The 25156-nt window shown below is 68.6% G+C and carries 24 protein-coding genes; 10 read left to right on the forward strand and 14 right to left on the reverse strand.

Features of this window, described 5'->3' with window-relative positions; genetic code table 11:
- Position 1: 1 nt before the first annotated feature.
- The 3 genes from WG902_RS11085 to senA all read right to left on the reverse strand — a co-directional run bounded on the left by WG902_RS11085 (position 2) and on the right by senA (position 3046).
- The gene (locus WG902_RS11085) at positions 2-826 is read right to left on the reverse strand and encodes a phosphonate ABC transporter ATP-binding protein (protein WP_340060112.1); all 825 of its coding nucleotides are present in this window, start codon (positions 824-826) and stop codon (positions 2-4) included.
- Between the two features lie 67 nt (positions 827-893).
- Entirely contained in the window at positions 894-1751 is an 858-nt protein-coding gene (locus tag WG902_RS11090) for a putative selenate ABC transporter substrate-binding protein (RefSeq protein ID WP_340060113.1), read from the reverse strand.
- 32 nt (positions 1752-1783) lie between these two features.
- Positions 1784-3046, reverse strand: a complete 1263-nt coding sequence (gene senA / locus WG902_RS11095) for a selenoneine synthase SenA (RefSeq protein WP_340060114.1) — start codon at positions 3044-3046, stop codon at positions 1784-1786.
- Here senA and senB point away from each other — a divergent pair.
- Both senB and selD read left to right on the forward strand, forming a co-directional pair.
- A complete protein-coding gene (gene senB, locus WG902_RS11100) occupies positions 3034-4026 on the forward strand; it encodes a selenoneine biosynthesis selenosugar synthase SenB (RefSeq protein WP_340060115.1) in 993 nt (330 codons plus the stop codon). The two genes, senA and senB, sit on opposite strands and share 13 nt — an antisense overlap.
- Entirely contained in the window at positions 4023-5090 is a 1068-nt protein-coding gene (gene selD, locus WG902_RS11105) for a selenide, water dikinase SelD (protein WP_340060116.1), read from the forward strand. The genes senB and selD overlap by 4 nt, the downstream gene beginning before the upstream one ends.
- Before the next feature lie 85 nt (positions 5091-5175).
- Here selD and WG902_RS11110 read toward each other — a convergent pair whose 3' ends face one another.
- The gene (locus tag WG902_RS11110) at positions 5176-6009 is read right to left on the reverse strand and encodes a crotonase/enoyl-CoA hydratase family protein (protein ID WP_340060117.1); all 834 of its coding nucleotides are present in this window, start codon (positions 6007-6009) and stop codon (positions 5176-5178) included.
- A gap of 213 nt (positions 6010-6222) precedes the next feature.
- Here WG902_RS11110 and WG902_RS11115 point away from each other — a divergent pair, with 213 nt between their 5' ends.
- The 5 genes from WG902_RS11115 (at position 6223) to WG902_RS11135 (ending at position 10917) form a co-directional block, all read left to right on the forward strand.
- Positions 6223-6996 carry an ABC transporter ATP-binding protein gene (locus tag WG902_RS11115; protein WP_340060118.1) on the forward strand — a complete coding sequence of 258 codons (774 nt, stop codon included), beginning with the start codon at positions 6223-6225 and terminating at the stop codon, positions 6994-6996.
- Positions 6996-7703, forward strand: coding sequence for an ABC transporter ATP-binding protein (locus WG902_RS11120; protein ID WP_340060119.1), 708 nt, complete (start codon positions 6996-6998; stop codon positions 7701-7703). The genes WG902_RS11115 and WG902_RS11120 overlap by 1 nt, the downstream gene beginning before the upstream one ends.
- 30 nt (positions 7704-7733) lie before the next feature.
- A complete protein-coding gene (locus WG902_RS11125; protein WP_340060120.1) occupies positions 7734-8948 on the forward strand; it encodes an ABC transporter substrate-binding protein in 1215 nt (404 codons plus the stop codon).
- Positions 8949-8999: 51 nt separating this feature from the next.
- A complete protein-coding gene (locus WG902_RS11130) occupies positions 9000-9887 on the forward strand; it encodes a branched-chain amino acid ABC transporter permease (RefSeq protein WP_340060121.1) in 888 nt (295 codons plus the stop codon).
- 145 nt (positions 9888-10032) lie between these two features.
- Positions 10033-10917 carry a branched-chain amino acid ABC transporter permease gene (locus WG902_RS11135; protein WP_340060191.1) on the forward strand — a complete coding sequence of 295 codons (885 nt, stop codon included), beginning with the start codon at positions 10033-10035 and terminating at the stop codon, positions 10915-10917.
- Between the two features lie 175 nt (positions 10918-11092).
- Here the strand turns inward: WG902_RS11135 and WG902_RS11140 are convergent, their stop codons facing one another.
- Positions 11093-12538 carry an MBL fold metallo-hydrolase gene (locus WG902_RS11140; RefSeq protein ID WP_340060122.1) on the reverse strand — a complete coding sequence of 482 codons (1446 nt, stop codon included), beginning with the start codon at positions 12536-12538 and terminating at the stop codon, positions 11093-11095.
- Positions 12539-12662: 124 nt separating this feature from the next.
- Between WG902_RS11140 and WG902_RS11145 the strand changes: the two genes are divergently transcribed.
- Entirely contained in the window at positions 12663-13430 is a 768-nt protein-coding gene (locus tag WG902_RS11145) for an SDR family oxidoreductase (protein ID WP_340060123.1), read from the forward strand.
- 58 nt (positions 13431-13488) lie between these two features.
- Here WG902_RS11145 and WG902_RS11150 read toward each other — a convergent pair whose 3' ends face one another.
- The 7 genes from WG902_RS11150 to WG902_RS11180 all read right to left on the reverse strand — a co-directional run bounded on the left by WG902_RS11150 (position 13489) and on the right by WG902_RS11180 (position 19508).
- Positions 13489-14373, reverse strand: coding sequence for a carbohydrate kinase family protein (locus WG902_RS11150; protein ID WP_340060124.1), 885 nt, complete (start codon positions 14371-14373; stop codon positions 13489-13491).
- 22 nt (positions 14374-14395) lie between these two features.
- Entirely contained in the window at positions 14396-15508 is a 1113-nt protein-coding gene (locus WG902_RS11155) for a DUF3426 domain-containing protein (RefSeq protein WP_340060125.1), read from the reverse strand.
- Between the two features lie 12 nt (positions 15509-15520).
- Entirely contained in the window at positions 15521-16408 is an 888-nt protein-coding gene (gene prmA, locus WG902_RS11160; RefSeq protein WP_340060126.1) for a 50S ribosomal protein L11 methyltransferase, read from the reverse strand.
- Positions 16409-16414: 6 nt separating this feature from the next.
- A complete protein-coding gene (gene accC, locus WG902_RS11165) occupies positions 16415-17764 on the reverse strand; it encodes an acetyl-CoA carboxylase biotin carboxylase subunit (RefSeq protein ID WP_340060127.1) in 1350 nt (449 codons plus the stop codon).
- 2 nt (positions 17765-17766) lie between these two features.
- Complete coding sequence (accB, locus tag WG902_RS11170; RefSeq protein WP_340060128.1) at positions 17767-18225, reverse strand: acetyl-CoA carboxylase biotin carboxyl carrier protein; 459 nt, start codon at positions 18223-18225, stop codon at positions 17767-17769.
- Positions 18226-18361: 136 nt separating this feature from the next.
- Complete coding sequence (locus WG902_RS11175; protein WP_340060129.1) at positions 18362-18919, reverse strand: TlpA family protein disulfide reductase; 558 nt, start codon at positions 18917-18919, stop codon at positions 18362-18364.
- A complete protein-coding gene (locus WG902_RS11180; protein WP_340060130.1) occupies positions 18912-19508 on the reverse strand; it encodes a hypothetical protein in 597 nt (198 codons plus the stop codon). The genes WG902_RS11175 and WG902_RS11180 overlap by 8 nt, the downstream gene beginning before the upstream one ends.
- A gap of 69 nt (positions 19509-19577) precedes the next feature.
- On the opposite strand from WG902_RS11180, the gene WG902_RS11185 reads away from it, so the two are divergent.
- Both WG902_RS11185 and mpl read left to right on the forward strand, forming a co-directional pair.
- Entirely contained in the window at positions 19578-21206 is a 1629-nt protein-coding gene (locus WG902_RS11185) for a long-chain fatty acid--CoA ligase (protein WP_340060131.1), read from the forward strand.
- 156 nt (positions 21207-21362) lie between these two features.
- Positions 21363-22739 (forward strand): UDP-N-acetylmuramate:L-alanyl-gamma-D-glutamyl-meso-diaminopimelate ligase, encoded by a 1377-nt coding sequence (gene mpl, locus WG902_RS11190; protein ID WP_340060132.1) that lies wholly within the window; start codon positions 21363-21365, stop codon positions 22737-22739.
- On the opposite strand, the gene WG902_RS11195 is transcribed toward mpl, so the two are convergent.
- Both WG902_RS11195 and WG902_RS11200 read right to left on the reverse strand, forming a co-directional pair.
- Positions 22736-23770 carry a hypothetical protein gene (locus WG902_RS11195; protein ID WP_340060133.1) on the reverse strand — a complete coding sequence of 345 codons (1035 nt, stop codon included), beginning with the start codon at positions 23768-23770 and terminating at the stop codon, positions 22736-22738. The two genes, mpl and WG902_RS11195, sit on opposite strands and share 4 nt — an antisense overlap.
- A 108-nt stretch (positions 23771-23878) precedes the next feature.
- A complete protein-coding gene (locus WG902_RS11200) occupies positions 23879-25006 on the reverse strand; it encodes a 3-deoxy-7-phosphoheptulonate synthase (protein ID WP_340060134.1) in 1128 nt (375 codons plus the stop codon).
- Positions 25007-25156 lie beyond the last annotated feature (150 nt).

Below are 25156 nucleotides of genomic sequence, written 5' to 3' on the forward strand. Positions count from 1 at the left end.
TTCAGCGGCAGGTCATCGCCACGGGCAGCCGCGCAGCGTCCAGCGCGTCGACGGGCAGCACGGGCTCGGACTGTGCCTCCTGCGCATACAGGTCCTGCAGCAACTGCGCCGTCACGTCGGCGGCCGGCAGGTCGAACACCACCCGGCCGGCGCGCATGCCGACGATGCGCGGAAAACTCTGCAGCGCCATCGGCACGTCGTGCAACGTGGCCACCAGCGTGGCGCCCGACTCGCGCGCGGCCTGCGTCAACGTCGCCACCGCTTGCGCACCGCGCGCCGGGTCCAGCGCCGACAGCGGCTCGTCCACCAGCAGCAGGCGGGCCTGCGACAGCAGTGCACGCGCGAGCCCGACGCGCTGGCGTTCACCGCCCGAGAGCCGGTCCACCCGCGCGAACAACTTGTCGGAGAGGTCGAAGCGCGACAGCGCGGCGTCGGCTTGCGCGATGCCGGTCGGATACACCAGGCTGCGCAGGCTGTGCCACAGCGACACCTGGGGCAGGCGCCCCGCCAGCACCGCCGTCACGACGCGCTGGCGCGGCGGCAGCGGCGGCACCTGCGGCGCCAGGAACAGGCTGCCGCGCACGCGCCGCAAGGCCCCACCGCCGAGCGTCCAGGGATCCCGATCCTCCAGCAACACCGTTCCGGACGAGGGCCGCAATGCGCAGGCGACCAGGTGGAGCAGCGTGGTCTTGCCGGCGCCCGAGGGGCCGATCACCGCCAGCTGCTCGCCCGACCCGATCTCCAGGTCGACGCCGTCCAGCGCCGGCGCGGCAGACGCCGCCGCGGCCGGATGCCGGCCCGACACCGCATGCAATGCGACTTTCATGCCTTCCGACACTCGACCTTCGCAGGCCGGGGTGCGCGCAGCGCGCCCCGACAACACTCGGCCAGCGTCACTTCAACAGTCCCGCGTTGCGCGCCGCGCTTTCGATGCCCTTGTAGTTGTCGACCGAGGTGGGCAGGAAGCGGGTGGCGCGTTGCAGCTCCAGGATCTCCTTGCCTTCGGCGCTGGCCGGCGTCAGCTCGGTGAACGCGCGGGCCAGGGCCTCGCGCCGGGCGGCGGGCATGTCGGCATGCACGCTCCAGTTGTAGTCGTAATAGGCAGGCGTCGTGTAGAACACGCGCACCGTGGCCGGGTCCACTTTCTTGTCGGCGACCAGCTTGTCCCACACCGAGATGTTCAGCACGCCGGCCGCGACCTTGCCGGAAGCGACGGCCGCCACGGTGGCGTCGTGCGCGCCGGAGTACGCCACGCGCTTGAGGTTCTTGTCGGGGTCGATACCGCCGGCCAGCAGGTAGCTGCGCGGCATGAGGTGGCCCGAAGTGCTGGACTGCGACCCGAAGCTGAAGTCGTGGCCCTTCAGGTCGGCCAGCGACTTGATGGCGGGATTCGTCGTGATGAAGACGGAGCGGAACTTCTCGTCCTCTTCGCGCTGCACCAGCGGGATGATCTTGCCGCCGGAGCGCTGGTTGGCCTGCACGAAAGTGAAGCCGCCGAACCAGGCCAGGTCCACTTGCTTGTTCACCAGCGCCTCGACGGCGGCGGCGTAGTCGGTCACCGGGGTGAACTCGACCTTGGCGCCGAGCTTGCGCTCCAGGTATTTCACCAGCGGCGCGGCCTTGCGCGCCAGCTCGGTCGGAGATTCGTCGGGGATGGCGGTGATGCGGAACACCTGCTGCTGCGCGTGCACGCCGGCGGCGGCCGCAAGCAGTGCAACGGTGAGGAACAGGCGTCGGGCGAGAGTGTGCATGGCGGTTCGATGGGTCGGGGGAGGAGGCGCGATTACACCCCAGAACGCAAGGGAGCGTCCGGCGCCCGGGCACTGCGGAAGCCGGCGAAGATGTCCCGGCGGTGGGGCTCGTAGAAATTGCGATAGCGGGCATGGGCCAGCGCCGGCGACGTGGCGCGGGAAGCGCCGCGCAGCACGCGCCGGGTGCCGAACCAGGGGACGGAATAGTCCCGGTACGGATGCGGCGCGAAGCCGGGGAACGGCTCGAACCGGCTGGCCGTCCATTCCCACACCTGGCCCCAGCGAAAACCGGGTTGCGTGGTTGCCGCCCACTCCCATTCGGCCTCGGTCGGCAGCCGCCGCCCGGCCCACCGGCACCAGGCGTCGGCTTCGTGGGCGCTGAGGTGCACGGCGACTTCGTCGTCCTGCACCGCGTGCCACTGCCCGGCGCGGGCCTGCTGCCAGCGGGCGCCGTCGCGCTTCAGGCCGGCGGGCCCGCGCTGGCCCACGCCGTTCAGCCAGGCGCGGCCTTGCGGTGACCACCAGCGCGGGTCCTCGTATCCGCCGGATTGCACAAACGGCAGGTAGGCGCCCCACGTGACCGGCTCCGCATCGATCGCGCCAGGCGCCAGCGCCACGGTGTGCGCGCCGAGCTCGTTGTCGAACGCGAAGCCGCGGGTGTTGCAGCCCATCTCGAAGGAGGCTGCCCCGATCGGGATTTCGGCCGTGCTGCCCGCTGACGGTGGCGCGTCGTTCTCCGACAGCGGAATGCCCAGGCCATGTCCCATGTAGACGGCAGCCTCCGAATGCATCTCCTCGTGCAGCGCCACCAGGCGGAAGAAGTACAGCGCATCGTCGCCGGCATCGGCCGGCAGTTCGTCCAGCAACTGCAGCGTCTGTGCGAAGGAGTTCGCGAGATAGCGCAGCGTGGCATCGCGGTCCGGCAGCGGCAGCTGCCAGCGCAGGCGATGCTCGACGTGGCTGGAGTCGTACCAGGCGTCCGCCTGCGGCAGCAGGGAGGGTCGCCGGGTCGCCTCCGGGTTCGCGCGCACGCCAAGGTGCCGCTCGGGATTGCGCGCCGTCCACCATTCCTGGAACCAGCCGACGTGTCCGAGCTCCCAGAGCGGCGGATTGATCTCCTGGGCATACGGCAGTTGCGGCGATGCCCCGAGCGCGGCACGAAAGTCTTCGGCCAGCCTGAGCGTCCGCGCTCGAGCCGCCAGCAGCGCTGCCCGAACGTCCGCAGGCGCGCCTTGGCGCAAGGCCAGCGCCTGGGCCGTCGCCGGCGCGCTATAACCGCGTGATGTCCCGTCCATTGGTGGTCATCGTAAGCCCGGCGCTGGCCGACGCCAACAACGGCAACTGGCGCACGGCGCAACGCTGGGCGGAGTTGCTCGCGCCGCGCTACGCCACCCGGATTGCGCGCGAGTGGCCGGCCGCCGCGCCGGCGTCCGACACCTTGATGCTGGCGCTGCATGCGCGCCGTTCGGCCGCCGCCATCGCGGCGTGGGCGGCGGCGCATCCGGGCCGGGGACTCGCCGTGGTGCTGACCGGAACGGACCTTTACCAGGACATCGCCGACGATGCCGCGGCGCAGCGCTCGCTGGTGCTGGCGCAACGGCTCGTGGTGCTGCAGGAATGCGGCGCCGAAGCGCTGCCACGCGCGCATCGCGACAAGACGCGCGTCATCTACCCGTCCACGGCGGCATGGCCCGCGCTGCCGAAGTCCCCCGGGACGCTGGACGCGGTGATGGTGGGCCACCTGCGCGCGGTGAAGGCGCCGCACACCCTGTTCGATGCGGCACGCCGCGTGCCAGGCAGCGCCGGCATCCGCATCACGCACGTCGGCGACGGCACGGCAGAGCCCGGTCTCGCGGCGCAAGCGCTGGCCACCCAGCACGACTGTCCGGGCTACCGCTGGCTGGGCGCCCTGCCCCACCAGGAAACCCTGCAAGCGATCCGCGCGGCGCATGTGCTGGTGCACACCAGCACCCTCGAAGGCGGCGCCCACGTCATCATGGAAGCCGTGCGTTGCGGCACACCCGTGCTGGCCAGCCGCGTGCCGGGCAATGTCGGCATGCTCGGCGCGTCCTACGAAGGCTACTTTCCGGCCGGTGACGGCGCGGCGCTGGCTCGGCAATTGATGGCCTGCCGGCAGCGCCAGCAGGAAGACCCCGCGGGCGGCCTGCTGGCACGCCTGCGCGCACAATGCGCCGTGCGCGCGCTGCTGTTCGACCCGGAGCACGAGCGCGCCGCCCTCCTCTCCCTGCTGCAAGAACTGGAATCCGACCGATGAACGCCGCCCTTCCGGCCCACACTGCCGAGCCTCGCCTCACCTCGCTGTCGCACGGCGGCGGTTGCGGCTGCAAGATCGCGCCCGGCGTGCTGTCCGAAATCCTCAAGACCACCGGCGGCCTGCCGGTGCCGCCCGAATTGCTGGTGGGCATCGAGACCGCCGACGACGCCGCCGTCTACCAGTTGAACGACGAGCAGGCGCTGATCGCGACCACCGATTTCTTCATGCCGATCGTCGACGACCCCTACGACTTCGGCCGCATCGCCGCCACCAACGCCATCTCCGACGTGTACGCCATGGGCGGCAAGCCGATCATGGCGCTGGCGCTGGTGGGCATGCCGATCAGCGTGCTGAGCACGGCCACGATCGGGCGCATCCTCGAAGGCGGCCAGGCGGTGTGCAAGGCGGCCGGCATCCCGATCGCCGGCGGCCACACCATCGATTCGGTCGAGCCGATCTACGGGCTGGTCGCACTGGGCCTCGTGCATCCCAGGCGCGTGAAGCGCAATGCCGATGCGCGCGCCGGCGACGTGCTGGTGCTGGGCAAGCCGCTGGGCGTCGGCGTGCTGTCGGCGGCGCTGAAGAAGGAAAAGCTCGACGCGGCCGGCTACGAACGCATGATCGCGACGACGACCAAGCTGAACACGCCCGGCCCCGAGCTGGCGGCGCTTGAAGGCGTGCATGCGCTCACCGACGTCACCGGCTTCGGCCTGGCCGGCCACGCGCTGGAGCTTGCGCGCGGCGCCAGGCTGTCGGTGCACATCGACTGGAAGAAGGTGCCGCTGCTGGAAGGCGTGCGCGCGCTGGCACAGGCCGGCTTCGTGACCGGCGCTTCGGAGCGCAACTGGGGCGGCTATGGGCACGACGTCGAGGTCGGCTCAGGCGTCGACGCCATCGATCGCGCCCTGCTGACCGATCCGCAGACCAGCGGTGGCTTGCTGGTGTCGTGCACGCCGGGCAGCGTGGAGGAAGTGATGGCGGTGTTTCGCCGGCATGGATTCGGTCAGGCCGCGGTGATCGGCGAAGCCCGCGCGGCCGGCGGCAAGCCGTTGTCGGTCGGTTGATCACCGCGATGGGTAGGCCGGGTTTCGCGCAGCGAACCCCGGCGTAGCGCGCGTTGTCGGGGTGCGGCTTCGCGCGCAACCCGACCTACGAACCCGAACCGACCTGCGAACCCGAACCGACCTGCGAAAACACCGCCGCCCGGTTTTCCAGCGCTGCCATCACCGCCTCCCGCTGATTCGCGGCGCCGATCAGGCGTTGCTGCTCGAACGCCTCCGCCAGCAACACCCGGCCGGCGTCCACCGGACTCGCCCCGTTGAACAGGCGCTTGGCCGCGCGGATCGCATCCGGGCTGCTGCCGGCGATCTGCCGCGCCATGCGGCGCGCGTCTGCCAAGGGGTCGTCGCTGGCCCGCGTGGCCAGGCCGATCGCAACCGCCTCGGTGCCGGACACGACACGGCCGGTGAAGGTGAGTTCACGCGCAACGTCCCCACGGACGAGTTCCGTCAGCAGCACGCAACCCGCCATGTCGGGCACCAGTCCCCACTTCACCTCCATCACCGACAACTTCGCGTCCGGATGCACGCAGCGCACGTCCGCGCCCAGCGCGATCTGCAGGCCACCGCCGAAGGCCACGCCGTGCACGGCCGCGATCACGGGCACCGGCAACTCGCGCCAGCCCCAGGCCACCTGCTGCCACGCATTGGCCAGCCCATGGGTGCGCGGCACGATGTCGCCGACGCCATCGCCGCCCTCGCCCAGACCCTGCAGGCTGCTCTTGTCCAGCCCGGCGCAGAACGCCTTTCCATCGCCATGCACCACCACGGCCCGCAGGCGGGGTTCGCCGCGCAGCCGGGCAATCGCATCGATGAGCGCCCGGAACATCGCAGGGTCCAGCGCATTCATCTTGTCGGCGCGAACCATCGTGACCTCGCCCACCCCGTCGGCTCCCACTTCGACCGTGACCCGTTGTTCGTCCATTGCGTGCTCCTGTCGCGTGCACCGCATTGTGGCGCGCCCGCGCCGCGAGTCAGCCTTCTGCAAGCCGGCAGCGCCGGAAGCCGCGCTCCGCAAAACTACCTAGGGGCTTCCCCCCTTACTGCGCTGCAGCATGCCCACCACCATGGGCGACCTCGACGGGGCTGAGAAGACCCCGCGCCGTGCCGTGCCACGAACAAAGAACAAGGAGTGCTTTTGTCCGCCGAGACCATCCTCGAAACGCGGGGCCTGACGAAGGAGTTCAAGGGCTTCGTCGCCGTCAACAACGTGGACCTGAAGGTCCGCCGCGGAGACATCCACGCGCTGATCGGGCCCAATGGCGCGGGCAAGACCACCTTCTTCAACCTGTTGACCAAGTTCCTGCCGCCCACGCGCGGCCAGATCACCTACCAGGGCACCGACATCACGAACGAGCGGCCGGCGCAGACGGCGCGCCGCGGCATCGTGCGCTCGTTCCAGATTTCCGCCGTCTTCCCGCACCTGACCGCGCTGGAAAACGTGCGCGCCGCGCTTCAGCGCAACCTGGGCACCTCGTTCCACTTCTGGAAGCCCGAGCGCTCGCTGTACCACCTGCACGGCCGGGCGATGGAACTGCTGCACACGGTGGACCTGCAGGACTTCGCCGGGGAACTGACCGTCAACCTGCCTTACGGCCGCAAACGCGCGCTGGAGCTGGCGACGACGATGGCGCTGGAGCCGGACCTGATGCTGCTGGACGAGCCGACGCAAGGCATGGGCCACGAGGACGTTTCCCGCGTGACGCAGCTGATCAAGAAGGTCTCGCAAGGCCGCACCATCCTGATGGTCGAGCACAACATGAACGTCGTGTCCTCCATCGCCGACCGCATCACGGTGTTGCAGCGCGGCGCGGTGATCGCCGACGGCCCGTATGCCGAGGTGTCGAAAAATCCGCAGGTCATCGAGGCCTACATGGGCAGCGCCGACACCGAGCTGCAAGGGGCGCACTGATGGCTGCAGGCGAAAGCATCCGCATCGACGACCTGCATGCCTGGTACGGCGAGTCGCACGTCCTGCACGGCGTCAACATGCACGTCAACGAAGGTGAAGTCGTGGCCCTGCTCGGCCGCAACGGCGCCGGGCGCACCACCACGATGCGCGCCCTGGTCGGCCTGGTGGGCACGCGCAAGGGCTCCATCCGCATCCGCGGCGAAGAGACGGTGAAGATGGCGCCGCACCGCATCGCGCGGCTCGGCGTCGGCTACTGCCCCGAGGAACGCGGCATCTTCGCCAGCCTGTCGGCCGAAGAGAACCTGATGCTGCCGCCGACCATCGCCCAGGGCGGCATGACCGTGGCCGAGATCTACGACATGTTCCCCAATCTGAAGGAACGCGCCTCCAGCCCCGGCACGCGCCTGTCCGGCGGCGAGCAGCAGATGCTGGCGGTGGCCCGCATCCTGCGCACCGGCGCCCGGCTGCTGTTGCTGGACGAGATCTCGGAAGGGCTCGCCCCGGTCATCGTGCAGAAGCTGGCCGAGACCATCCGCACGCTCAAGGCCAAGGGCTACACCATCGTGCTGGTGGAGCAGAACTTCCGCTTCGCCGCGCCGCTGGCCGACCGCTTCTACGTGATGGAGCACGGCAAGATCGTCAGGGAGTTCGCCCAGCGCGAACTCGCCGCCAACACCGCGATGCTCCAGGAATTCCTGGGCGTCTAGGCCACAACGTTTTCAACGAAGGAGACCTCCATGAAAGTCAAGAAGGCACATGCTGCCGTAGCCCTGGGCGCAGCCGCCCTGTTCGGCGCCAGCGCTCCCGCGCACGCCCAGTTTTCCGGCGACGTGATCCGCATCGGCATCATCACCGACATGGCCAGCCTGTACGCCGACATCGACGGCCCGGCCGGCGTGGAAGCGATCCGCATGGCCATCGCCGACGCCGGCGGCAGCATCGGGGGCAAGAAGATCGAACTGGTGTCCGCCGACCACCAGAACAAGCCGGACGTCGCCGCCACCAAGGCGCGCGAGTGGTTCGACACCCAGGGCGTGGACATGCTGATCGGCGGCACGAGCTCCGGCACCAACCTGGCCATGGCCAAGGTCGCGGCCGAGAAGAAGAAGCCCTTCATCTCGATCGGCGCGGCGACGTCCGCTCTGACCAACGACCAATGCACTCCGTACACCCTGCACTGGGCCTACGACACCACCGCGCTGGCCAAGGGCACGGGCGCGGCGGTGGTCAAGCAGGGCGGCAAGAGCTGGTTCTTCCTGACCGCCGACTACGCCTTCGGCCACCAGCTGCAAGCCGACACCACCAAGGTGGTGGAAGCCAATGGCGGCAAGGTCGCCGGGTCCGTGCGCGCGCCGCTGAATGCCAGCGACTTCTCGTCCTTCCTGTTGCAGGCGCAGGGCAGCAAGGCCGAAATCCTCGGTCTGGCCAATGCCGGCGGCGACACGATCAACTCGATCAAGGCCGCCAACGAGTTCGGCATCACCAAGACGATGAAGCTCGCCGGCCTGCTCGTGTTCATCAACGACATCCACTCGCTGGGCCTGAAGACCACGCAGGACATGTACCTGACGGACAGCTGGTACTGGAACCAGAACGCCGAGACGCGCGCCTGGAGCCGCCGGTTCTTCGACAAGTTCAAGCGCATGCCCTCGTCGATCCAGGCCGCCGACTACTCCGCGACGCTGCAGTACCTGGCCGCGGTGAAGGCCGTGAACAGCGATGACAGCGAAAAGGTGCTGGCGCACCTGAAGAAGGCGAAGTTCAACGACGTCTTCATGAAGAACGGCTACGTGCGCCCGGACGGCCGCGTGATCCACGACATGTACCTGATGCAGGTGAAGAAGCCTTCGGAGTCCACCGAGCCGTGGGACTACTACAAGGTGGTGCAGGTGTTCAAGGGCGAAGAGGCCTGGACCACCAAGGCAGAGAGCAAGTGCGCCCTCTGGAAGTAAGCCGAGCGTTGCAACCTTAAGGAGCCGGCCCCGCGGGGCCGGCTTGTCCTGATGACCGAAATCTTTGGCATACCGATCCAGGCTTTCGCCGGCCAGCTGATGCTGGGCCTGGTGAACGGCGCCTTCTATGCGATGCTGTCGCTGGGCCTGGCGGTGATCTTCGGCCTGCTCGACATCGTGAACTTCGCGCACGGCGCGCTGTACATGGTGGGGGCGTTCGCCGCCTACATCATGCTGGAGCAGTGGGGCATCAACTACTGGTTCGCCCTGGTCCTGGCGCCGCTCGCGGTGGGCGTACTGGGCGTCGTGGTCGAGCGGCTGCTGCTGAAGCGGCTGTACGGACTCGACCCGCTTTACGGCTTGCTGCTGACCTTCGGCCTGGCGCTGATCCTCGAAGGCGCGTTCCGCTACTACTTCGGCGTCTCCGGCCAGTCGTATCCCGTGCCCGACGCATTGTCCGGCGCGACCAACCTGGGCTTCATGGTCCTGCCGAATTACCGCGCCTGGGTGGTGGTGGCTTCCATCACCGTTTGCCTGGCGACCTGGTTCCTGATCGAACGCACACGCCTGGGCGCCTACCTGCGCGCGGGCACGGAGAATGCCAAGCTGGTGCAGGCCTTCGGCGTCAACGTGCCGATGATGGTGATGCTCACCTACGGCGCCGGCGCCGCGCTCGCGGGCCTGGCCGGCGTGCTGGCCGCCCCCGTCATCCAGGTGACGCCCCTGATGGGCTCCAACCTGATCATCGTGGTGTTCGCAGTCGTCGTGATCGGCGGCATGGGCTCCATCCTGGGCTCCGTCATCACCGGCCTGGGCCTGGGCGTGATCGAAGGCCTGACCCGGGTGTTCTATCCGGAAGCATCGAACGTGGTGGTCTTCGTGATCATGGCCATCGTCCTGATGTTCCGACCCGCCGGCCTGTTCGGCAAGGAAGCTTGAGATGAACACCTCGGTCACCACGTCCCTGCCCGCGGATCAGGCCACCGGCGCCACGCAAGCGCCGGCGACCGCGCTCGGCCCCACGGCCAGCAAGGGCACGCGCCTGGTCTATGTCGGCTTGCTGGTGCTGGCCCTTGCCGCGCCGATGCTCGGGCTGTATCCGGTGTTCGGCATGAAGCTGCTTTGCTTCGCCCTGTTCGCGTGCGCCTTCAACCTGCTGCTCGGATTCACCGGGCTGCTGTCTTTCGGCCATGCGGCCTTCTTCGGCTTTGCCGCGTACGTGGCGGGCTGGCTGGTCAAGGCGCAGGGCTTCACGCCGGAACTGGGCATCCTGGCAGGCACATTGACCGGCGCCCTGCTGGGCCTGCTGTTCGGCGCCATCGCCATCCGCCGCCAGGGCATCTACTTCGCCATGATCACGCTGGCGCTGTCGCAGATGGTGTACTTCGTCTGCCTGCAGGCGCCGTTCACGGGCGGCGAGGACGGCCTGCAGGGCGTGCCGCGCGGCAGCCTGTTCGGGCTGCTGCCGCTGGCATCGGACCTGACGCTGTACTACGTGGTGCTGGCCATCTTCGTTGCGTGCTTCCTGTTCATCCTGCGGGTGGTCACCTCGCCGTTCGGGCAAGTGCTGAAGATGATCCGCGAGAACGAGCCCCGCGCGGTGTCGCTGGGCTACGAGGTGGAACGCTACAAGCTGATGGCGTTCGTGCTGTCCGCCGCGCTGTCCGGGCTGGCCGGCTCGATGAAGACCATCGTGATGGGCTTCGCATCGCTGACCGACGTGCACTGGGCCATGTCCGGCGAGGTCATCCTCATGAGCCTGCTGGGCGGCGTCGGCACCTTCTTCGGCCCGGTGCTCGGTTCGGGCGTGGTGATCGCGCTGCAGAACATCCTGGCCGACAAGGTCGGTGAGTGGGTCACCGTGATCATCGGCGCCATCTTCGTCGTCTGCGTGCTGGCGTTCCGCAAGGGCATCGTCGGCGAAATCCAGGCGTTCCGGGACCGGCGCAAGGCGCGCGTCGCCCATTGAACACGGCGGCGATGGCCGCGTCGCGCGAAGAGAAATCGGACATCCGGACGCAGAAAACGCGGAAGTGACGCAGAAGTCGCAAAAGGACATCCAGAAGCTGTCTTGTTTTCTTCTGCGCCTTCTGCGTAACCTTTGCGCCTTCTGCGTCCGGTATCCGTTTTCCTCGCCCTCGCCACTACATCTTCGCCGCCGTCCGCAGCTCGGAGAACGGCACCACCCGCCCGTGCAGCGGCAGGATGCGGTCGACATCGAAGCCCAGGCGCTGCACGTTGGTCACCAGGTTGACGTGCAACGCGTTCGGCGTCGCCGGCGGGGGCTGGTTGGGCGGGCCGGGCGTGTAGGCATCCGCTTCGACCAGCAAGCGTTCGCGCGGCAGCCACGCCATCATGAAGCCCTGCGCATGCGGCGAGCCTTCGATGAAGTGCACGTTGACCGTGCGCGTGCCGTCGCTGAACGTCCGCTGGCCGTTCACGCCGGTCACCTCGGCGCGGCGGCCGGACTGCCGCAGGGCGTCGGGGCGGATCGCATTGGGCGTCGCGAAGGTCTGCTCGAACCAGCCCCGCGCCGGCTCGCTCACCACCAGCGTCGCGCCCGTGGCAGCGGCGGCGCGCAAGCCGCCGGAATGGTCGAAGTGATGGTGCGAGTTGACCACGTAGCGCAGGGGTTTCCCGGGCACCAGCCGCCGCACCTCCGCCAGGACGGCGTGGGCGCGGCCGTCGTACAGCGGGCTCTCGATCAGCATCACGTGGTCCGAGAACTCGACCAGCACGCTGTTGTGCGAGCCGCCGGCGATGTGCCACACGCCCGGCGCGGCCGGCGTCGACTCCGCGCGTTCTACGAAGGCGCTGACCGTCGACGGGATGTCGCTGGCAAAGGCGCCGTTCACCTCCACCTCGGTCACGTTGATGTCGAGCACCTGGACGCCCGCCATGGTCTGGACGATGCGTGCCGGGAACTTGACGCCGCCGCCCCAGTCACGCCAGCCGGAATAGGTGGTGCTCACCGCCGTGTCACCCGTGACCGGATGCGGCATCACGGAGTCCACGCGCTGCACGTGGCCGGCCGCGTCGATCCAGGCCGTCGCGCGGAAGCGCCCGGGTTCGGTGAACGTGACGACCGACAGCGGCCCTTCGCTGTGCATCGTGGCGCCCTGGCGCATGGCGGCGCGGATCACGCCATGCGGGGTGGTCCAGAGGTCGTGGATGCGGCCGTCCAGGGCCACGGGCGCCGCCGCCGCGGCGGGGCCGGTCATGTTCCACGCCTGGGTGCCGCGCAGCCAGGCGGACACCCGCTGTTCGCCGGTGCCCATCAGGGGAAGCGCGCCGCCGCCGGTAGGCTCGGCGCGGCTGCGCACGGAGTCTTCGCGCAAGGCTGCATTGGGATAGTCGACCCAGCGCGTGTACCCGGTCACGTTGATGCGCGGCCAGGCGGTACCCGGCACGTAGGCCTGCCCGAACGTGGACCCGGTGCCGGCGCCCGTGTACCGCAAGGTGTTGACGCGGCCGGCGCCCGTGGCCTGGTCGGCCAGGCGCAGGACGGCCTGGGCGTCCTGCCGGTGGGCGCATCCCGCCGCCACGAGGGCCGAAGCTGAAAACGCGGAAAGAAGGACTCGACGCTGCATGGTGGCTCCCGTCCGGCGAGGGCCGGCGTGGCGGAAGGGTAGCCGCGACGCGGCCGCTTGTCATGCAGGTGATCGCTCAGGAGCCGACGCACGGCTAACCTGTGCCGTGCAACAAGGAGATCCCATGAAGAACCTGTTCGACCTGCAGGGCCGCGTCGCCCTGGTCACCGGCGGCTCGCGCGGCATCGGCAAGATGATCGCCGCCGGCTTCCTGCACCAGGGCGCCAAGGTGTACATCACGGCGCGCAAGGCCGCGGCTTGCGATGCCACGGCCGAGGAGCTGTCGGCGATCGGCCCGTGCATCTCGCTGCCGATCGACGTGTCCAGCATCGAAGGGGCCCGGCAACTGGCCGCGCAGATCGGGCAGCGCGAGGGGCGCCTCGACATCCTGGTCAACAATGCGGGCGCCGCATGGGGCGAGCCGTTCGATACCTTCCCGGAAGGCGGCTGGGACAAGGTGGTGGACCTGAACATGAAGACGCCGTTCTTCCTGACCCAGGCCCTGCATGCATCGCTGAAGAAGGCAGCGACCGCGCAGCGCCCCGCCAAGGTCATCAACATCGCGTCGATCGACGGCATCTCGGTCAACCCCTGGGAAACCTACTCCTACGCGGCCAGCAAGGCCGGCCTGATCCACCTGACGAAGCGCATGGCCCTGCGCCTGGCGGAGGACCACATCGTGATGAGCGGCATCGCACCCGGCCCGTTCGCGTCGGACATGAACAAGCAGGCGCGCGACCATGGGGACGAGGTCGCCCGGCGCGTGCCCGTGGGCCGCATCGGCAGCCCGGAGGACATGGCAGGCGCGGCGATCTTCCTGGCGTCGCGGGCGGGAGATTACGTGGTGGGCGAGACGCTGGTGGTGGATGGGGGGACGACGCTGACGCGCTGACTGAACCGGGACGCGCGTGCCCTCACCCTGTCCCTCTCCCAGGGGGAGAGGGAGGAATTCAGGACAGCGTGTAGTTCTGCGGCCCGCGGCTCGCGATCTTGATCGCGCCGATCTTGTTTCCGAGCGCTGCGCAGCGCGCCAGGGACCAGCCCTGCTCCAGTCCATGCAGCAAGGCGCCACGCCACGCATCGCCACAGCCGGTGGGGTCGACGATGGCGGCCGGCTTTTCCGGCGGCACCAGCGTCTTGTCCCCATTCACCCAGACCTCGCAGCCGTCGCCGCCCAGCGTGACCACCAGCCCCTTCACCCGCTTCGAAATCTCCGCGCTGCTCCAGCCGGTGCGCTCGCTGAGCATCTTGCCTTCGTAGTCGTTCACCGTGACCCAGGTCGCCAGGTCGATGAAGTGCGCGAGCTCCTTGCCGTCGAACATCGGCAGGCCCTGGCCCGGATCGAACACGAAAGGGATGCCGGCGGCGTGGAACTGCTCGGCGTGCTGCAGCATCGCGTCACGCCCGTCCGGCGAGATCATGCCCAGCTTGATGTCCGCGCGCGGGCGCACCTGCACCTTGTGCGCCTGCATCATCGCGCCCGGGTGGAAGGCGGTGATCTGGTTGTTGTCGCGGTCCGTCATGATCATCGCCTGCGCCGTGTACGTGTCGTCCACGCGCAGCACGAACTCGGGGCTGATGTCCAGCCGCTGCAGCCGCTGCAGGTAGTCGCCGCCGTCGCTGCCCACCGCGCCCATCGGCAGCGGCGTGCCGCCCAGCAGCTTGAGGCTGTATGCGATGTTGCCGGCGCAGCCCCCGAAGTCGCGCCGCAGCGCGGGCACCAGGAAGGAGACGTTCAGGATGTGCAACTGGTCGGGCAGGATCTGCTCGGCGAAGCGGCCCTCGAAAGTCATGATGGTGTCGAAGGCAAGGGATCCGCAGATGACGGCAGCCATGGTGGTAGGAAGTTCCAGTGGTTCAGGGATAGAAGGCAAGAAGGCGGTAGCCGGCCACGCGGGCGCCGCCAGGCACCGCCAGCACCACGCCGGCGGCAGCGGACCAGTCGCTGGCCGCCGGGATGACCTTGCCGTCGGCGCCGAGCTCGGCGGGCAGCAGGACACGGCGCGCGATCGGCTGGTCCTGCGAATCGGTGACGGTCAGTTCGATGGCGGGCGTGGCCACCTGCACCCGCCCGGTGTTGCGCAAGGTGAAAGCGAGTCGGTAGGTGTCGTTGCGCACCCGGTTGAAGCCGGAGCTCTCGATCGCGATCGCCTCGATCTGCCGCGGCGCGCCCAGCGCGCACTCGAGCCACTCGCACATGAGCTGTAGCGCCGGGCGCAACTCGGGCTGCGCCTGGGCGAGGCGATCGCGGTCGTGGTGGGCCACCTGCAGCAACAGCGCTCCCCCCAGCAGCAGGGCGAGCAAGGCGAGCATCAAGCGGACGAAGGGCCGCCGCCAGAACGCATTGCGCCGGCCATTGCGCACGAACGACACGTCGTCCAGTTCTTCGTCGAGCCCATCGTCGTCTCGCGGCAGCTCGCTGTCGGCGGGCGGCGGCGGGAAGACGGATGCATCACCCGGCGGCACGAGGTCGGAGCGGTTGAAAACGAAAGGCGTGTCCAGCGGAGACTGTTCCAGCGACTGGCTGTCGCTGCCGAAGAAGCTGGAGTCCTCGCCCGCTGCGCCGTCTTCGGCCCCGCTGCGCGCGGTGGTCACCGCGGGCGCCCGCGGCCCGGCGGACGGGCGCCGCAACAGGTCGGCCGGCACCGTGTCCAGCGACGCCGGACGCGTGTCCAGCGATGCGGGTCTTGTCTCCATCGGGGCGGGCACCGTCTCCATCGACGCGGGCACCGTCTCCGCTTCGAACCCACCACGCGGCTCGACGTCGGCCGGTCGCGCCTGCAGGTCCACCGGCCAGGAGGCCTGAACGGCCGCCTGGCGCGCCAGCACGTTCTCGTCGACCAGGTGCGCCTGGGCGTCGAAGACATTGGAGCAGTGGCCGCAGCGGACCCAGCCTTCGGAGATCTTCAGCTGGTCCGGCACGACACGAAACATCGTGCCGCAGGCGGGGCAGCTGGTGATCAGGCTCATGAAGCCCGGATTCTACGGAGCTTGGCGAGCGGTCATCAGGATCCAGCCATCCTCGTCGTCGGCGACCTCCAGCTGCAGGTACGGCGCATAGGCCTCCTTCAGCTCATCGGACTGCCGCGCCAGGATGCCCGCGAGCACCAGCGCCCCGCCAGGCGCCACGTGCCCGCACAGCAGCGGCGCCAGCACCTTCAGCGGCGAGGCGAGGATGTTGGCCAGCACCGTGTCGTACTTGCCGCTGGCCCGGTCCGGCAGGCCCGGGCGCAGCTGGACGTGGTTGGACTGGGCGTTGGCCTCGGTGGACTGCACCGCGGCCGGGTCGATGTCCACGGCATCCACCGAAGCCGCGCCGAACCTGGCCGCGCCGATGGCCAGGATGCCGGAGCCGCAGCCGTAGTCCAGCACGCGCTGGTCGCGCGGAGGATTGCGGGCGATCCAGCGCAGGCACATGCGCGTGGTGGGATGGGTGCCGGTGCCGAAGGCCAGGCCCGGGTCGAGCCGGATCACCTCGCGGGCCTGCGCCGGCGGCTCGTGCCAGCTGGGCACGATCCAGAAGGTCGGCGTGATCTCCACCGGCTCGAACTGCGACTGCGTCAGGCGCACCCAGTCCTGCTCGGGGACGTGGACGATGGCGACGAGCCTGCAGCCCTCGAAGAAGTCCTGCGGCGCCAGCAGCTGCGCCGCTTCATGGGCCTGTGATTTTTCGGCGAACAAGGCGATGACCAGCGAGCGCTGCCAGCCCTCCTTCGGGGGCGGCATGCCCGGCTCGCCGAACAGCGCCTGCTCCGCGGGCGTCTGCGCGTCCGCGTCCTCGACCGAGATGCTCAGCGCGTCGAGCGCCTCGAGTGCGTCGCTGACCTCTTCGACGCGCCCTTCGGGGCACAACAACCGCAATTCATGCATCGCGGCTCAGCGTTTATGGTGGGACAGCCACTCTTCCAGGTAGTGGATGTTGGTGCCGCCCGCCATGAACTTGGCATCGACCACCAGCTCGCGGTGCAGCGGGATGTTGGTCTTGATGCCCTCCACCACCGTCTCGCCGAGCGCGCCGCGCATGCGGGCCAGCGCCTGCTCGCGGGTGTCGCCGTGGACGATGATCTTGCCGATCATGCTGTCGTAGTTGGGCGGCACGAAGTAGTTGTTGTAGACGTGCGAGTCGACGCGCACGCCCGGCCCGCCGGGGGCATGCCACAGGGTGATGCGGCCCGGCGAGGGCACGAAGCTGTACGGGTCCTCGGCGTTCACGCGGCATTCGACGGCGTGGCCCCGCAGCACGATGTCGCTCTGCTTGAACGGCAGCTTTTCGCCCGCCGCCACGCGGATCTGCGTCTTGACGATGTCGATGCCGGTGATCAGCTCCGTCACCGGGTGCTCCACCTGCACGCGGGTGTTCATCTCGATGAAGTAGAACTCGCCGTTCTCGTACAGGAACTCGAAGGTCCCGGCGCCGCGGTAGCCGATCTTCTTGCAGGCGGCGGTGCAGCGCTCGCCGATCTTCTCGATCGCCTTGCGCGGGATGCCCGGCGCCGGCGCCTCCTCGATCACCTTCTGGTGGCGGCGCTGCATGGAGCAGTCCCGCTCGCCCAGGTACACGGCGTTCTTGTGCTTGTCGGCCAGGATCTGGATTTCGATGTGGCGCGGGTTCTGGAGGAACTTCTCCATGTACACGGCCGGATTGCCGAAGGCCGCGCCGGCCTCGGCCTTGGTCATCTGCACGGCGTTGATGAGGGCCGCCTCGGTGTGCACCACGCGCATGCCGCGCCCGCCGCCGCCGCCGGCCGCCTTGATGATCACCGGATAGCCGACCGCCTTGGCGATGCGGCGGATCTCCACGGGGCTGTCCGGCAGTTCCCCTTCGGAACCGGGCACGCACGGCACGCCGGCCTTGATCATGGCCTGCTTGGCCGAGACCTTGTCGCCCATGGTCCGGATGTTGTCCGGCGTCGGGCCGATGAACTGGAAGCCGCTCTTTTCCACCCGCTCGGCGAAATCGGCGTTCTCGGACAGGAAGCCGTACCCCGGGTGGATGGCCTCGGCGTCGGTCACTTCCGCCGCCGAGATGATGGCGGGCATGTTCAGGTAGCTCTGCGCGGAAGGCGGCGGGCCGATGCACACGGCCTCGTCCGCCAGCTTGACGTACTTGGCTTCGCGATCCGCCTCGGAGTACACCATCACCGCCTTGACGCCCAGTTCGTTGCACGCGCGCTGAATGCGCAAGGCAATCTCGCCGCGGTTGGCGACCAGGATCTTCTTGAACATGCTCACTCGATCACGAACAGGGGTTGGCCGTATTCGACGGCCTGGCCGTTCTCGCACAGGATCTGGATGATGGTGCCGGCCTTGTCGGTCTCGATCTCGTTGAGGATCTTCATCGCCTCGATGATGCAGATGGTCTCGCCTTCCTTGACCTGGCTGCCGACCTCGACGAAGGACTTGGCCCCCGGCGCGGAGGCGCGGTAGAAGGTGCCGACCATGGGTGACTTGACGGTGTGGCCCTTTGGTGCTTCGGGCACGGCAGCCGCCGGCACGCCGGCGGGCGCGAGCGCCGGCGCGGGGGCTGCGACGGGGGCCGCTTGCATCATCTGCATCGGCGCCGACTGCACCATGGCCGGCCCTCCCTTGACGATGCGGACCTTGCCCTCGGCTTCGGTGATCTCCAGTTCGGACACGTTCGATTCCGACACCAGGTCGATCAGCGTCTTGAGTTTGCGCAAGTCCATGGGGAGGTTCTCCTGCCTCGTTCGAAGAGCGCGAATTTACAACAAAATTCGCTTACTTCCCGTTATTCACGGGAACCCGCGTGATTTATATTTGGCGTGCGAGGTGAGAAAGTGACCGCGGCGAGCCCGCGGCGCATCAGGCAAGGGTGGCCCAGGCCTTCAGGTCCGCCTCGCTGACCCGGCCCATTCTACGCTGTCGCACCGAGCCGTCCCGTCCCAGGACGACGGAGTACGGCAGGCCGCCGGCCAGGTTGCCCAGCGCCTTCGTCAGTTCCGTGCCTTCGAGGCCGGCCAGCCCGATCGGAAAACTCACCGGGGTGCGGGCCAGGAACTTGCGCACCGAACTCGGTTGATCGATCGCGAGGCCGACGATTTGCCAGCCCTTCGCTGCATGTTCACGGTAGAAAGCATCGAGTAGCGGCATTTCCTCGATACAGGGGGCGCACCACGTGGCCCAGAAGTTCACCAGCACCAGCTTGCCGCGCAGGCTCGACATCGAAAACGCGCCGCCTTGCGGCGTATCGAAATTCGCGGCCCACAGGCGCTCGGTTGCACCGTCGTCGAGGTCGCCGGGCCGGTAGCGCCACCACGCCACGCCGGCGCCGGCCATGGCGGCTGCGCCGGCGACCGCAGCCACCAGCAAGTTGCGCCGCCTGGGGGACGTGACCGCGGAGGCTGCGGCCGCTTCATTCATCAGGTGTGTTCTCCAGCAGGGACCGTACGGCCGCCAGGTCGCCGCGGGGGGTGCGGCCCTTGGCGTCGGGCTTCAAGGCGCCGCGCAAGTCGTCATGATCGTAGACCAGGAGGTGAACCCCGATCGATTCGCCGAGTTCCGGGCTCATCGAGCTGATGCTCAGCGCCTCCACGGACTCCCCGTGGAAACCGGCGACGGTGCGCGGCGTGTAGTTCACATTGTGGTCGATCAGCTTGATCTCGGCCGACTTGGGGTCATCGCAGAACAGCTGCAGGTAGATGTCCGACAGCCGCGTCGCGGTGCCGTGCCAGACCGCGCCCGCGAGGTGCGGCCGGAATTCCGCCATGCGCTCCATCCAGGTCACGGCCAGTCGCCGCAGCGCGGCCAGTTCGGCCGGCTGGGTGTCGGCGCAGAAGAGGGAGATGTATTCGGTCACCGCATCTTCGAGCGTGTCGTTGTCCGGCAAGGCCGTGCGCTGGGGCAGGCCCATCTGCTTGACGGCGCGCCGCTTGGCCGGCCCGTATTCCAGCCCTTCTTCCACCACCAGCCGCGCGGCCGTCGCGGCGATTTCCGACTGCAGGGTGTCCATCGGGGGGATTCTGCATTGCCCCGCGCTGGCGCGGGCCGTAGAGTGCGCCGAAGCGTCCAAGGAGCCTGCATGCAAAGCACGATGATGAACACGCCGCTGTCGCTGAACCACCTGCTCGAGCGCGCCGGCCAGCTGTTCCATGGCAACGAGATCGTCTCGCGGCTGCCGGACAAGAGCCTGCGCCGCCACACCTACGGCGAGTTCTACCGCCGCACCCGGTCCCTCGCCGCGGGCTTGCGCAAGCTGGGGCTGAAGAAGGGCGAGCGGGTCGCCACGCTGTGCTGGAACCACCATGCCCACCTGGAGGCCTACTTCGGCATCCCGGCCGCCGGCGGCGTGATGCACACCCTCAACCTGCGGCTCTCGCCGGACGAGATCGGCTGGATCGCCGGCGATGCGAAGGACCGTTTCCTGATCGTCGACGACGTGCTGCTGCCGCTGTACAGGCAGCTCGCGGGCAAGCACGCCTTCGACAAGGTGATCGTGTTCCCGTTCTCGGGCGCCGCCGTGCCGGCGGAGTTCACCGACTACGAAGCCGTGCTCGCCGAAGCGGACCCCGACAGCTTCCGGTATGCCGAGCACGACGAAAACGACCCGGTGGCGATGTGCTACACGTCCGGCACCACGGGGCGGCCGAAGGGCGTGGCGTACTCGCATCGCTCGACGATCCTGCACACCCTGGTGGCCAGCCTGGGCGATTTCTGGGGCTTGCGCGGGACCGACGTGGTGATGCCGGTGACGCCCATGTTCCACGCCAACAGCTGGGGCATGCCGTACGGCGCCGTGATGATGGGCGTGAAGCTGGTGTTCCCGGGGCCGCACCTGCATCCCGACGACCTGCTCGACCTGATGCAGCTGGAGCCGCCGACGCTGTCGCTGGGCGTGCCGACCATCTGGATGAGCCTGATCCAGGCCTTCGATGCGGCGCAGGAGCAGGGGTCGCCGAACCATGGCCGCTGGAAACTGCCCGCCGGCATGCGCTCGCTGGTCGGCGGCGCGGCGGTGCCGGAGTCGCTGATCCGGGCCTTCGACAGGCACGGCATCTGGATCCTGCAGGGTTGGGGCATGACCGAGACTTCGCCGGTCTGCACGATCTCGTATCCGCGCGCGGAGCTGCGCGATGCGGATGGCGACGAGAAGTACCGCCGCGCGGCGATGGCGGGCGTGCCGGTGCCGCTGGTGGACCTGCGCGTGATGGGCGACAGCGGCCAGCAGCCCTGGGACGGCAAGGCGGTGGGCGAGATCCAGGTGCGCGGACCCTTCATCACGGGCAGCTATCACGCGGTGCCGCTGGACCCGGGCAAGTTCACCGAGGACGGCTGGCTGCGCACGGGTGACGTGGCGAGCGTGGACGAACTGGGTTTCGTGCGCATCACGGACCGGACGAAGGACCTGATCAAGTCGGGCGGCGAGTGGATCAGTTCGGTGGACCTCGAGAACGCCCTGATGGCCCACCCCGCCGTCGCCGAAGCCGCCGTGGTCGCCATCCCGGACGAGAAGTGGAGCGAGCGCCCGCTGGCGTGCGTGGTCCTCAAGAAAGGCGCGGACGCCCACCCCGATGCGCTGAACGCGCACCTGCTGGAACATTCCTTCGCCAAGTGGCAGTTGCCGGAGCGCTATGAATTCATCGACGCGGTGCCGCGGACTTCGACGGGGAAGTTCTGGAAGCTGAAGTTGAGGGAGCGGTTTCCTCGGTGAAAAGCGGACAACCGGACGCAGAAGACGCAAAAGTTACGCAGAAGGCGCAGAAAAATCCAGGAAATGGTTTTGGATGTCCTTTTGCGACTTCTGCGTAACCTCTGCGTCTTCTGCGTCCGGCTGTTGGGTGTTCTGGACCCGGGATAATCGCCCCCCATGCACATCCACATCCTCGGCATCTGCGGCACGTTCATGGGAGGGCTGGCCGCGCTCGCGCGGGAGGCCGGCCACCAGGTGACCGGCTGCGACGCCGGTGTCTACCCGCCCATGAGCGACCAGCTGCGCTCGCTCGGCATCGACCTGATCGAAGGCTTCGGCGTCGAACAACTCTCCTTCAAGCCCGACGTCTGGGTCGTCGGCAACGTCGTCTCCCGCGCCCGCCTGCCGGACGGCACGGCGCGGTTCCCGCTGATGGAGGCCATCCTCGACCAGGGCCTGCGCTACACCAGCGGACCGCAATGGCTGGCCGACCACGTGCTGCAGGGCCGGCACGTGCTGGCCGTCGCCGGCACGCACGGCAAGACCACCACCACCTCGATGCTCGCGTGGATCCTGGAGCACGCGGGGCTGCAGCCCGGCTTCCTGGTCGGCGGCGTCCCGCTGAACTTCGGCGTGTCCGCGCGGCTGGGCAACATGGCGCGACCGCTGACTCCCTTCGTGATCGAGGCGGACGAATACGACACCGCGTTCTTCGACAAGCGCAGCAAGTTCATCCACTACCGCCCCCGCACCGCGATCCTGAACAACCTGGAATACGACCACGCGGACATCTTCGACGACCTCGCGGCCATCGAGCGGCAGTTCCACCACCTCGTGCGTACGGTGCCGTCCACCGGGCGCGTGGTGGTGAACGGACTGGAGGAGAGCCTCACGCGCGTGATGCACCAGGGCTGCTGGAGCGAGGTGCGCAGCTTCGGCTCCGCCGTCAGCGACTTCCGGGCCGAGGGCGAGCCGCACGACTTCGACGTGCTGGAGCAAGGCCATCGCGCCGCCCGGGTGCGCTGGGACGTGGGCGGCGTGCACAACCAGCTCAATGCGCTGGCCGCCATCGCGGCGGCCCAGCATGTCGGCGTCACGCCCGCGGTGGCCGCGGCGTCGCTGCGCGAGTTCCGCAACGTCAAGCGCCGCATGGAGGTCAAGGGCATCGCCGGCGGCGTCACCGTCTACGACGACTTTGCCCACCACCCCACCGCGATCCGCACCACCATCGACGGCCTGCGCCGGCAGGTGAAGGACCAGCGCATCCTGGCCGTGTTCGAGCCGCGCAGCAACACCATGAAGCTGGGCACGATGAAGTCGCAGCTGCCGTGGAGCCTGGAGCAGGCGGACCTGTCGTTCTGCCATGCCGGCGGCCTGGGCTGGGACCCCGCGGAGTCGCTGGCGCCGATGGGCGCCAAGGCGTCGATCGCCAGCGACATCGCCGAGCTGGTCGCGCAGGTGAAGGCGGCTGCACGCCCGGGCGACCACGTGCTGTGCATGAGCAACGGCGGCTTCGGTGGCATCCACGCGAAGCTGCTGCAGGAGCTCGCCTAGTCCTGCTTCAACGGCGCGGGGGCGGTCTTGTCGTTGGCGAGGCTGCGCACCAGCTCCGGCGTGCGCGGCGCCGAGTCCATCACCGAGTTGAAGCTGCTTTGCTGCGAATGCTGATGGCTGTCGCCGCCGGTGCCCGGGGCGCCGCTGGCAGGCAGGTTCGCGCGGCGCGGGTTCGAGGTGATGGAGCCCACCACGTACAGCGCCGACAGGCAGCGCGCGAGGGAGCTGTCGTTCATGCCGGTGGACTGCTGCAGGTCGGCGAAGGTGAGCCCCGGCTTTGCCACCAGCTCGCGCATCACCAGCAGGTGCCCGTCGCGCTGGAAGCGCTGGGCCAGGCGCGGCGGCCGTCGGAAGTACAAGGGCTGCGCGCGGTAATGCGACGGCAGCAGGTCGCGCTCGGTGCGCTGGGCGTATTGCCACATCAGCTGCGACACGCTCACGCGCGAGAAGTTGGGGGGAATGACCACGTCGCCATGGTTGCGGATGCACCAGCTGGCTTCCTCGAAGGCGGCCGCGGTGGCGTCCGGCGCGACGCCGGCGCCCAGTTTCAGGTCGACGACGGCCAGCAGGTCACTGCCGCGCAGGACCTCCCAGGAACCGGAGCCCAGGGTCGGCTGGTGGTCGGCGATGCTCGTGGCCAGCGCGAACTGCGCCAGGGTGGGCTTCATCCAGCTGGCGAACTGCTGCAGCACGCGCGTGGCCTCGGCACGTTCGTTCAGCTGGAAGGTGACCGCCGGATTGAAGCCCTCGGCGGTGAGCGGAAGGGAAAAGGCGACCGGCCGGTCGACATCGGCCAGCGCGAGCTGGACGGACCGGTGGGAGGGCACTGCGGGCTGCACGCGCAGGTGCTGGTTGGGCAACAACATCGTGCGGCTGCCTTCCAGCCACCAGGCGTCCGCCTCCGCGAAGGGCACGATTTCCCAGCTGCAACGCGTAGTGACGGCACTGCGCGCGACGTCGGCGGCCGCTTTCTGCTGGGCTTCGCTGTACCCCGCCAATCCCAGGCGGAGCACGGGGACCTCGATGGTCATCTGTTGCTCCCTCCTCGTGCCCGATCAGGGCCGAGTGGAAACAATGTACGTGGAACGTTACTGGATGTAAATAATACCTTTGGGTGACTCCGCAAATGCCGACGGGCGTCACCGCCTGCGATGGCGAACGGCGTCCGACAGGACTTCCAGCACATCCAGCGAGGTATTCCACCCTATGCAGGCGTCGGTAATGCTCTTGCCGTGCTCCAGGGCCCGGGGATCATCGGCGCCCGGCGTGAACTTTTGCGCGCCGCCGGTGAGGTGGCTTTCGATCATGAGGCCGAACACGTGGCGCGAGCCACCCGCGACCTGCGCCGCGATGTCCTTGGCCACGTCCACCTGGCGTTCATGCTGCTTGCTGCTGTTGGCGTGGCTGCAATCCACCATCAGCGTCGGCGCCAGCTTGGCGGCTTCCAGTTCGCGACACGCTGCCGCGACACTCGCCGCGTCGTAGTTGGGCGTCTTGCCTCCGCGCAGGATGACGTGGCAATCGCGGTTGCCATTGGTCTGGACGATGGCGACCTGGCCGTTCTTGTGGACGGACAGGAAGTGATGCGGCCGCGCCGCCGCCTGGATGGCGTCGGTGGCGATCTTGATGTTGCCGTCGGTGCCGTTCTTGAAACCGATCGGCGCGGACAGGCCGGAAGCCAGTTCGCGGTGCACCTGGCTTTCGGTCGTGCGGGCGCCGATCGCGCCCCAGGAAATCAGGTCCCCGATGTACTGCGGCGAGATGACGTCGAGGAACTCGCTGCCTGCCGGCACGCCGAGGCGGTTGATGTCGATCAGCAGCTGCCGCGCGATGCGCAGGCCCTCGTCGATGCGGTAGCTCTCGTCCAGGTAGGGGTCGTTGATCAGCCCCTTCCAGCCGACCGTGGTGCGCGGCTTCTCGAAGTACACGCGCATCACGATCTCCAGCGTGTCCTGGTACTTCGCCCGCGCGTCCTTGAGCTTGCGCGCGTACTCCACCGCCGCCACCGGGTCGTGGATCGAGCACGGGCCGATCACCACCAGCAGCCGGTCGTCCTGGCCGGCCATGATGTCCTGGATGGAGCGGCGGGTCTGGCTGATCAGGCCTTCCACCGGCGTCCCGCGGATGGGGAAGAAGCGGATCAGGTGTTCCGGGGGAGGCAGCACGGTGATGTCCTTGATGCGTTCGTCGTCGGTCTGGCTGGTCTTGTCGACGGGGTGCGCATACCAGGCGTCGCTGGGGGCGGTGGCGTTGGCGTTGGCGTTCATGGACGGTGCTCTGGAGGTTGGTGTTTCGCGGGCCCAAGAAAAAACCGCCGGGGGTGCCGGCGGTTTGTTTCGAGGTTCTTTGCGTTCGTTGCGGGTACGCTCAGATCTCTCTACCGCCGGGGGCGCAGGAGAACCAGAAGTAGCCAAAAA

This window comes from Ramlibacter sp. PS3R-8 (assembly GCF_037572435.1).
Lineage (GTDB): Bacteria > Pseudomonadota > Gammaproteobacteria > Burkholderiales > Burkholderiaceae_C > Ramlibacter.

Bases quoted from the DNA above. Each gene is read 5' to 3' on its own strand.
- WG902_RS11085 (WP_340060112.1), bottom strand. From the start codon at position 826: ATGAAAGTCGCATTGCATGCGGTGTCGGGCCGGCATCCGGCCGCGGCG.
- WG902_RS11090 (WP_340060113.1), bottom strand. From the start codon at position 1,751: ATGCACACTCTCGCCCGACGCCTGTTCCTCACCGTTGCACTGCTTGCG.
- senB (WP_340060115.1), top strand. From the start codon at position 3,034: ATGTCCCGTCCATTGGTGGTCATCGTAAGCCCGGCGCTGGCCGACGCC.
- senA (WP_340060114.1), bottom strand. From the start codon at position 3,046: ATGGACGGGACATCACGCGGTTATAGCGCGCCGGCGACGGCCCAGGCG.
- selD (WP_340060116.1), top strand. From the start codon at position 4,023: ATGAACGCCGCCCTTCCGGCCCACACTGCCGAGCCTCGCCTCACCTCG.
- WG902_RS11110 (WP_340060117.1), bottom strand. From the start codon at position 6,009: ATGGACGAACAACGGGTCACGGTCGAAGTGGGAGCCGACGGGGTGGGC.
- WG902_RS11120 (WP_340060119.1), top strand. From the start codon at position 6,996: ATGGCTGCAGGCGAAAGCATCCGCATCGACGACCTGCATGCCTGGTAC.
- WG902_RS11125 (WP_340060120.1), top strand. From the start codon at position 7,734: ATGAAAGTCAAGAAGGCACATGCTGCCGTAGCCCTGGGCGCAGCCGCC.
- WG902_RS11130 (WP_340060121.1), top strand. From the start codon at position 9,000: ATGACCGAAATCTTTGGCATACCGATCCAGGCTTTCGCCGGCCAGCTG.
- WG902_RS11135 (WP_340060191.1), top strand. From the start codon at position 10,033: ATGCTCGGGCTGTATCCGGTGTTCGGCATGAAGCTGCTTTGCTTCGCC.
- WG902_RS11140 (WP_340060122.1), bottom strand. From the start codon at position 12,538: ATGCAGCGTCGAGTCCTTCTTTCCGCGTTTTCAGCTTCGGCCCTCGTG.
- WG902_RS11145 (WP_340060123.1), top strand. From the start codon at position 12,663: ATGAAGAACCTGTTCGACCTGCAGGGCCGCGTCGCCCTGGTCACCGGC.
- WG902_RS11150 (WP_340060124.1), bottom strand. From the start codon at position 14,373: ATGGCTGCCGTCATCTGCGGATCCCTTGCCTTCGACACCATCATGACT.
- WG902_RS11155 (WP_340060125.1), bottom strand. From the start codon at position 15,508: ATGAGCCTGATCACCAGCTGCCCCGCCTGCGGCACGATGTTTCGTGTC.
- prmA (WP_340060126.1), bottom strand. From the start codon at position 16,408: ATGCATGAATTGCGGTTGTTGTGCCCCGAAGGGCGCGTCGAAGAGGTC.
- accC (WP_340060127.1), bottom strand. From the start codon at position 17,764: ATGTTCAAGAAGATCCTGGTCGCCAACCGCGGCGAGATTGCCTTGCGC.
- accB (WP_340060128.1), bottom strand. From the start codon at position 18,225: ATGGACTTGCGCAAACTCAAGACGCTGATCGACCTGGTGTCGGAATCG.
- WG902_RS11175 (WP_340060129.1), bottom strand. From the start codon at position 18,919: ATGAATGAAGCGGCCGCAGCCTCCGCGGTCACGTCCCCCAGGCGGCGC.
- WG902_RS11180 (WP_340060130.1), bottom strand. From the start codon at position 19,508: ATGGACACCCTGCAGTCGGAAATCGCCGCGACGGCCGCGCGGCTGGTG.
- WG902_RS11185 (WP_340060131.1), top strand. From the start codon at position 19,578: ATGCAAAGCACGATGATGAACACGCCGCTGTCGCTGAACCACCTGCTC.
- mpl (WP_340060132.1), top strand. From the start codon at position 21,363: ATGCACATCCACATCCTCGGCATCTGCGGCACGTTCATGGGAGGGCTG.
- WG902_RS11195 (WP_340060133.1), bottom strand. From the start codon at position 23,770: ATGACCATCGAGGTCCCCGTGCTCCGCCTGGGATTGGCGGGGTACAGC.
- WG902_RS11200 (WP_340060134.1), bottom strand. From the start codon at position 25,006: ATGAACGCCAACGCCAACGCCACCGCCCCCAGCGACGCCTGGTATGCG.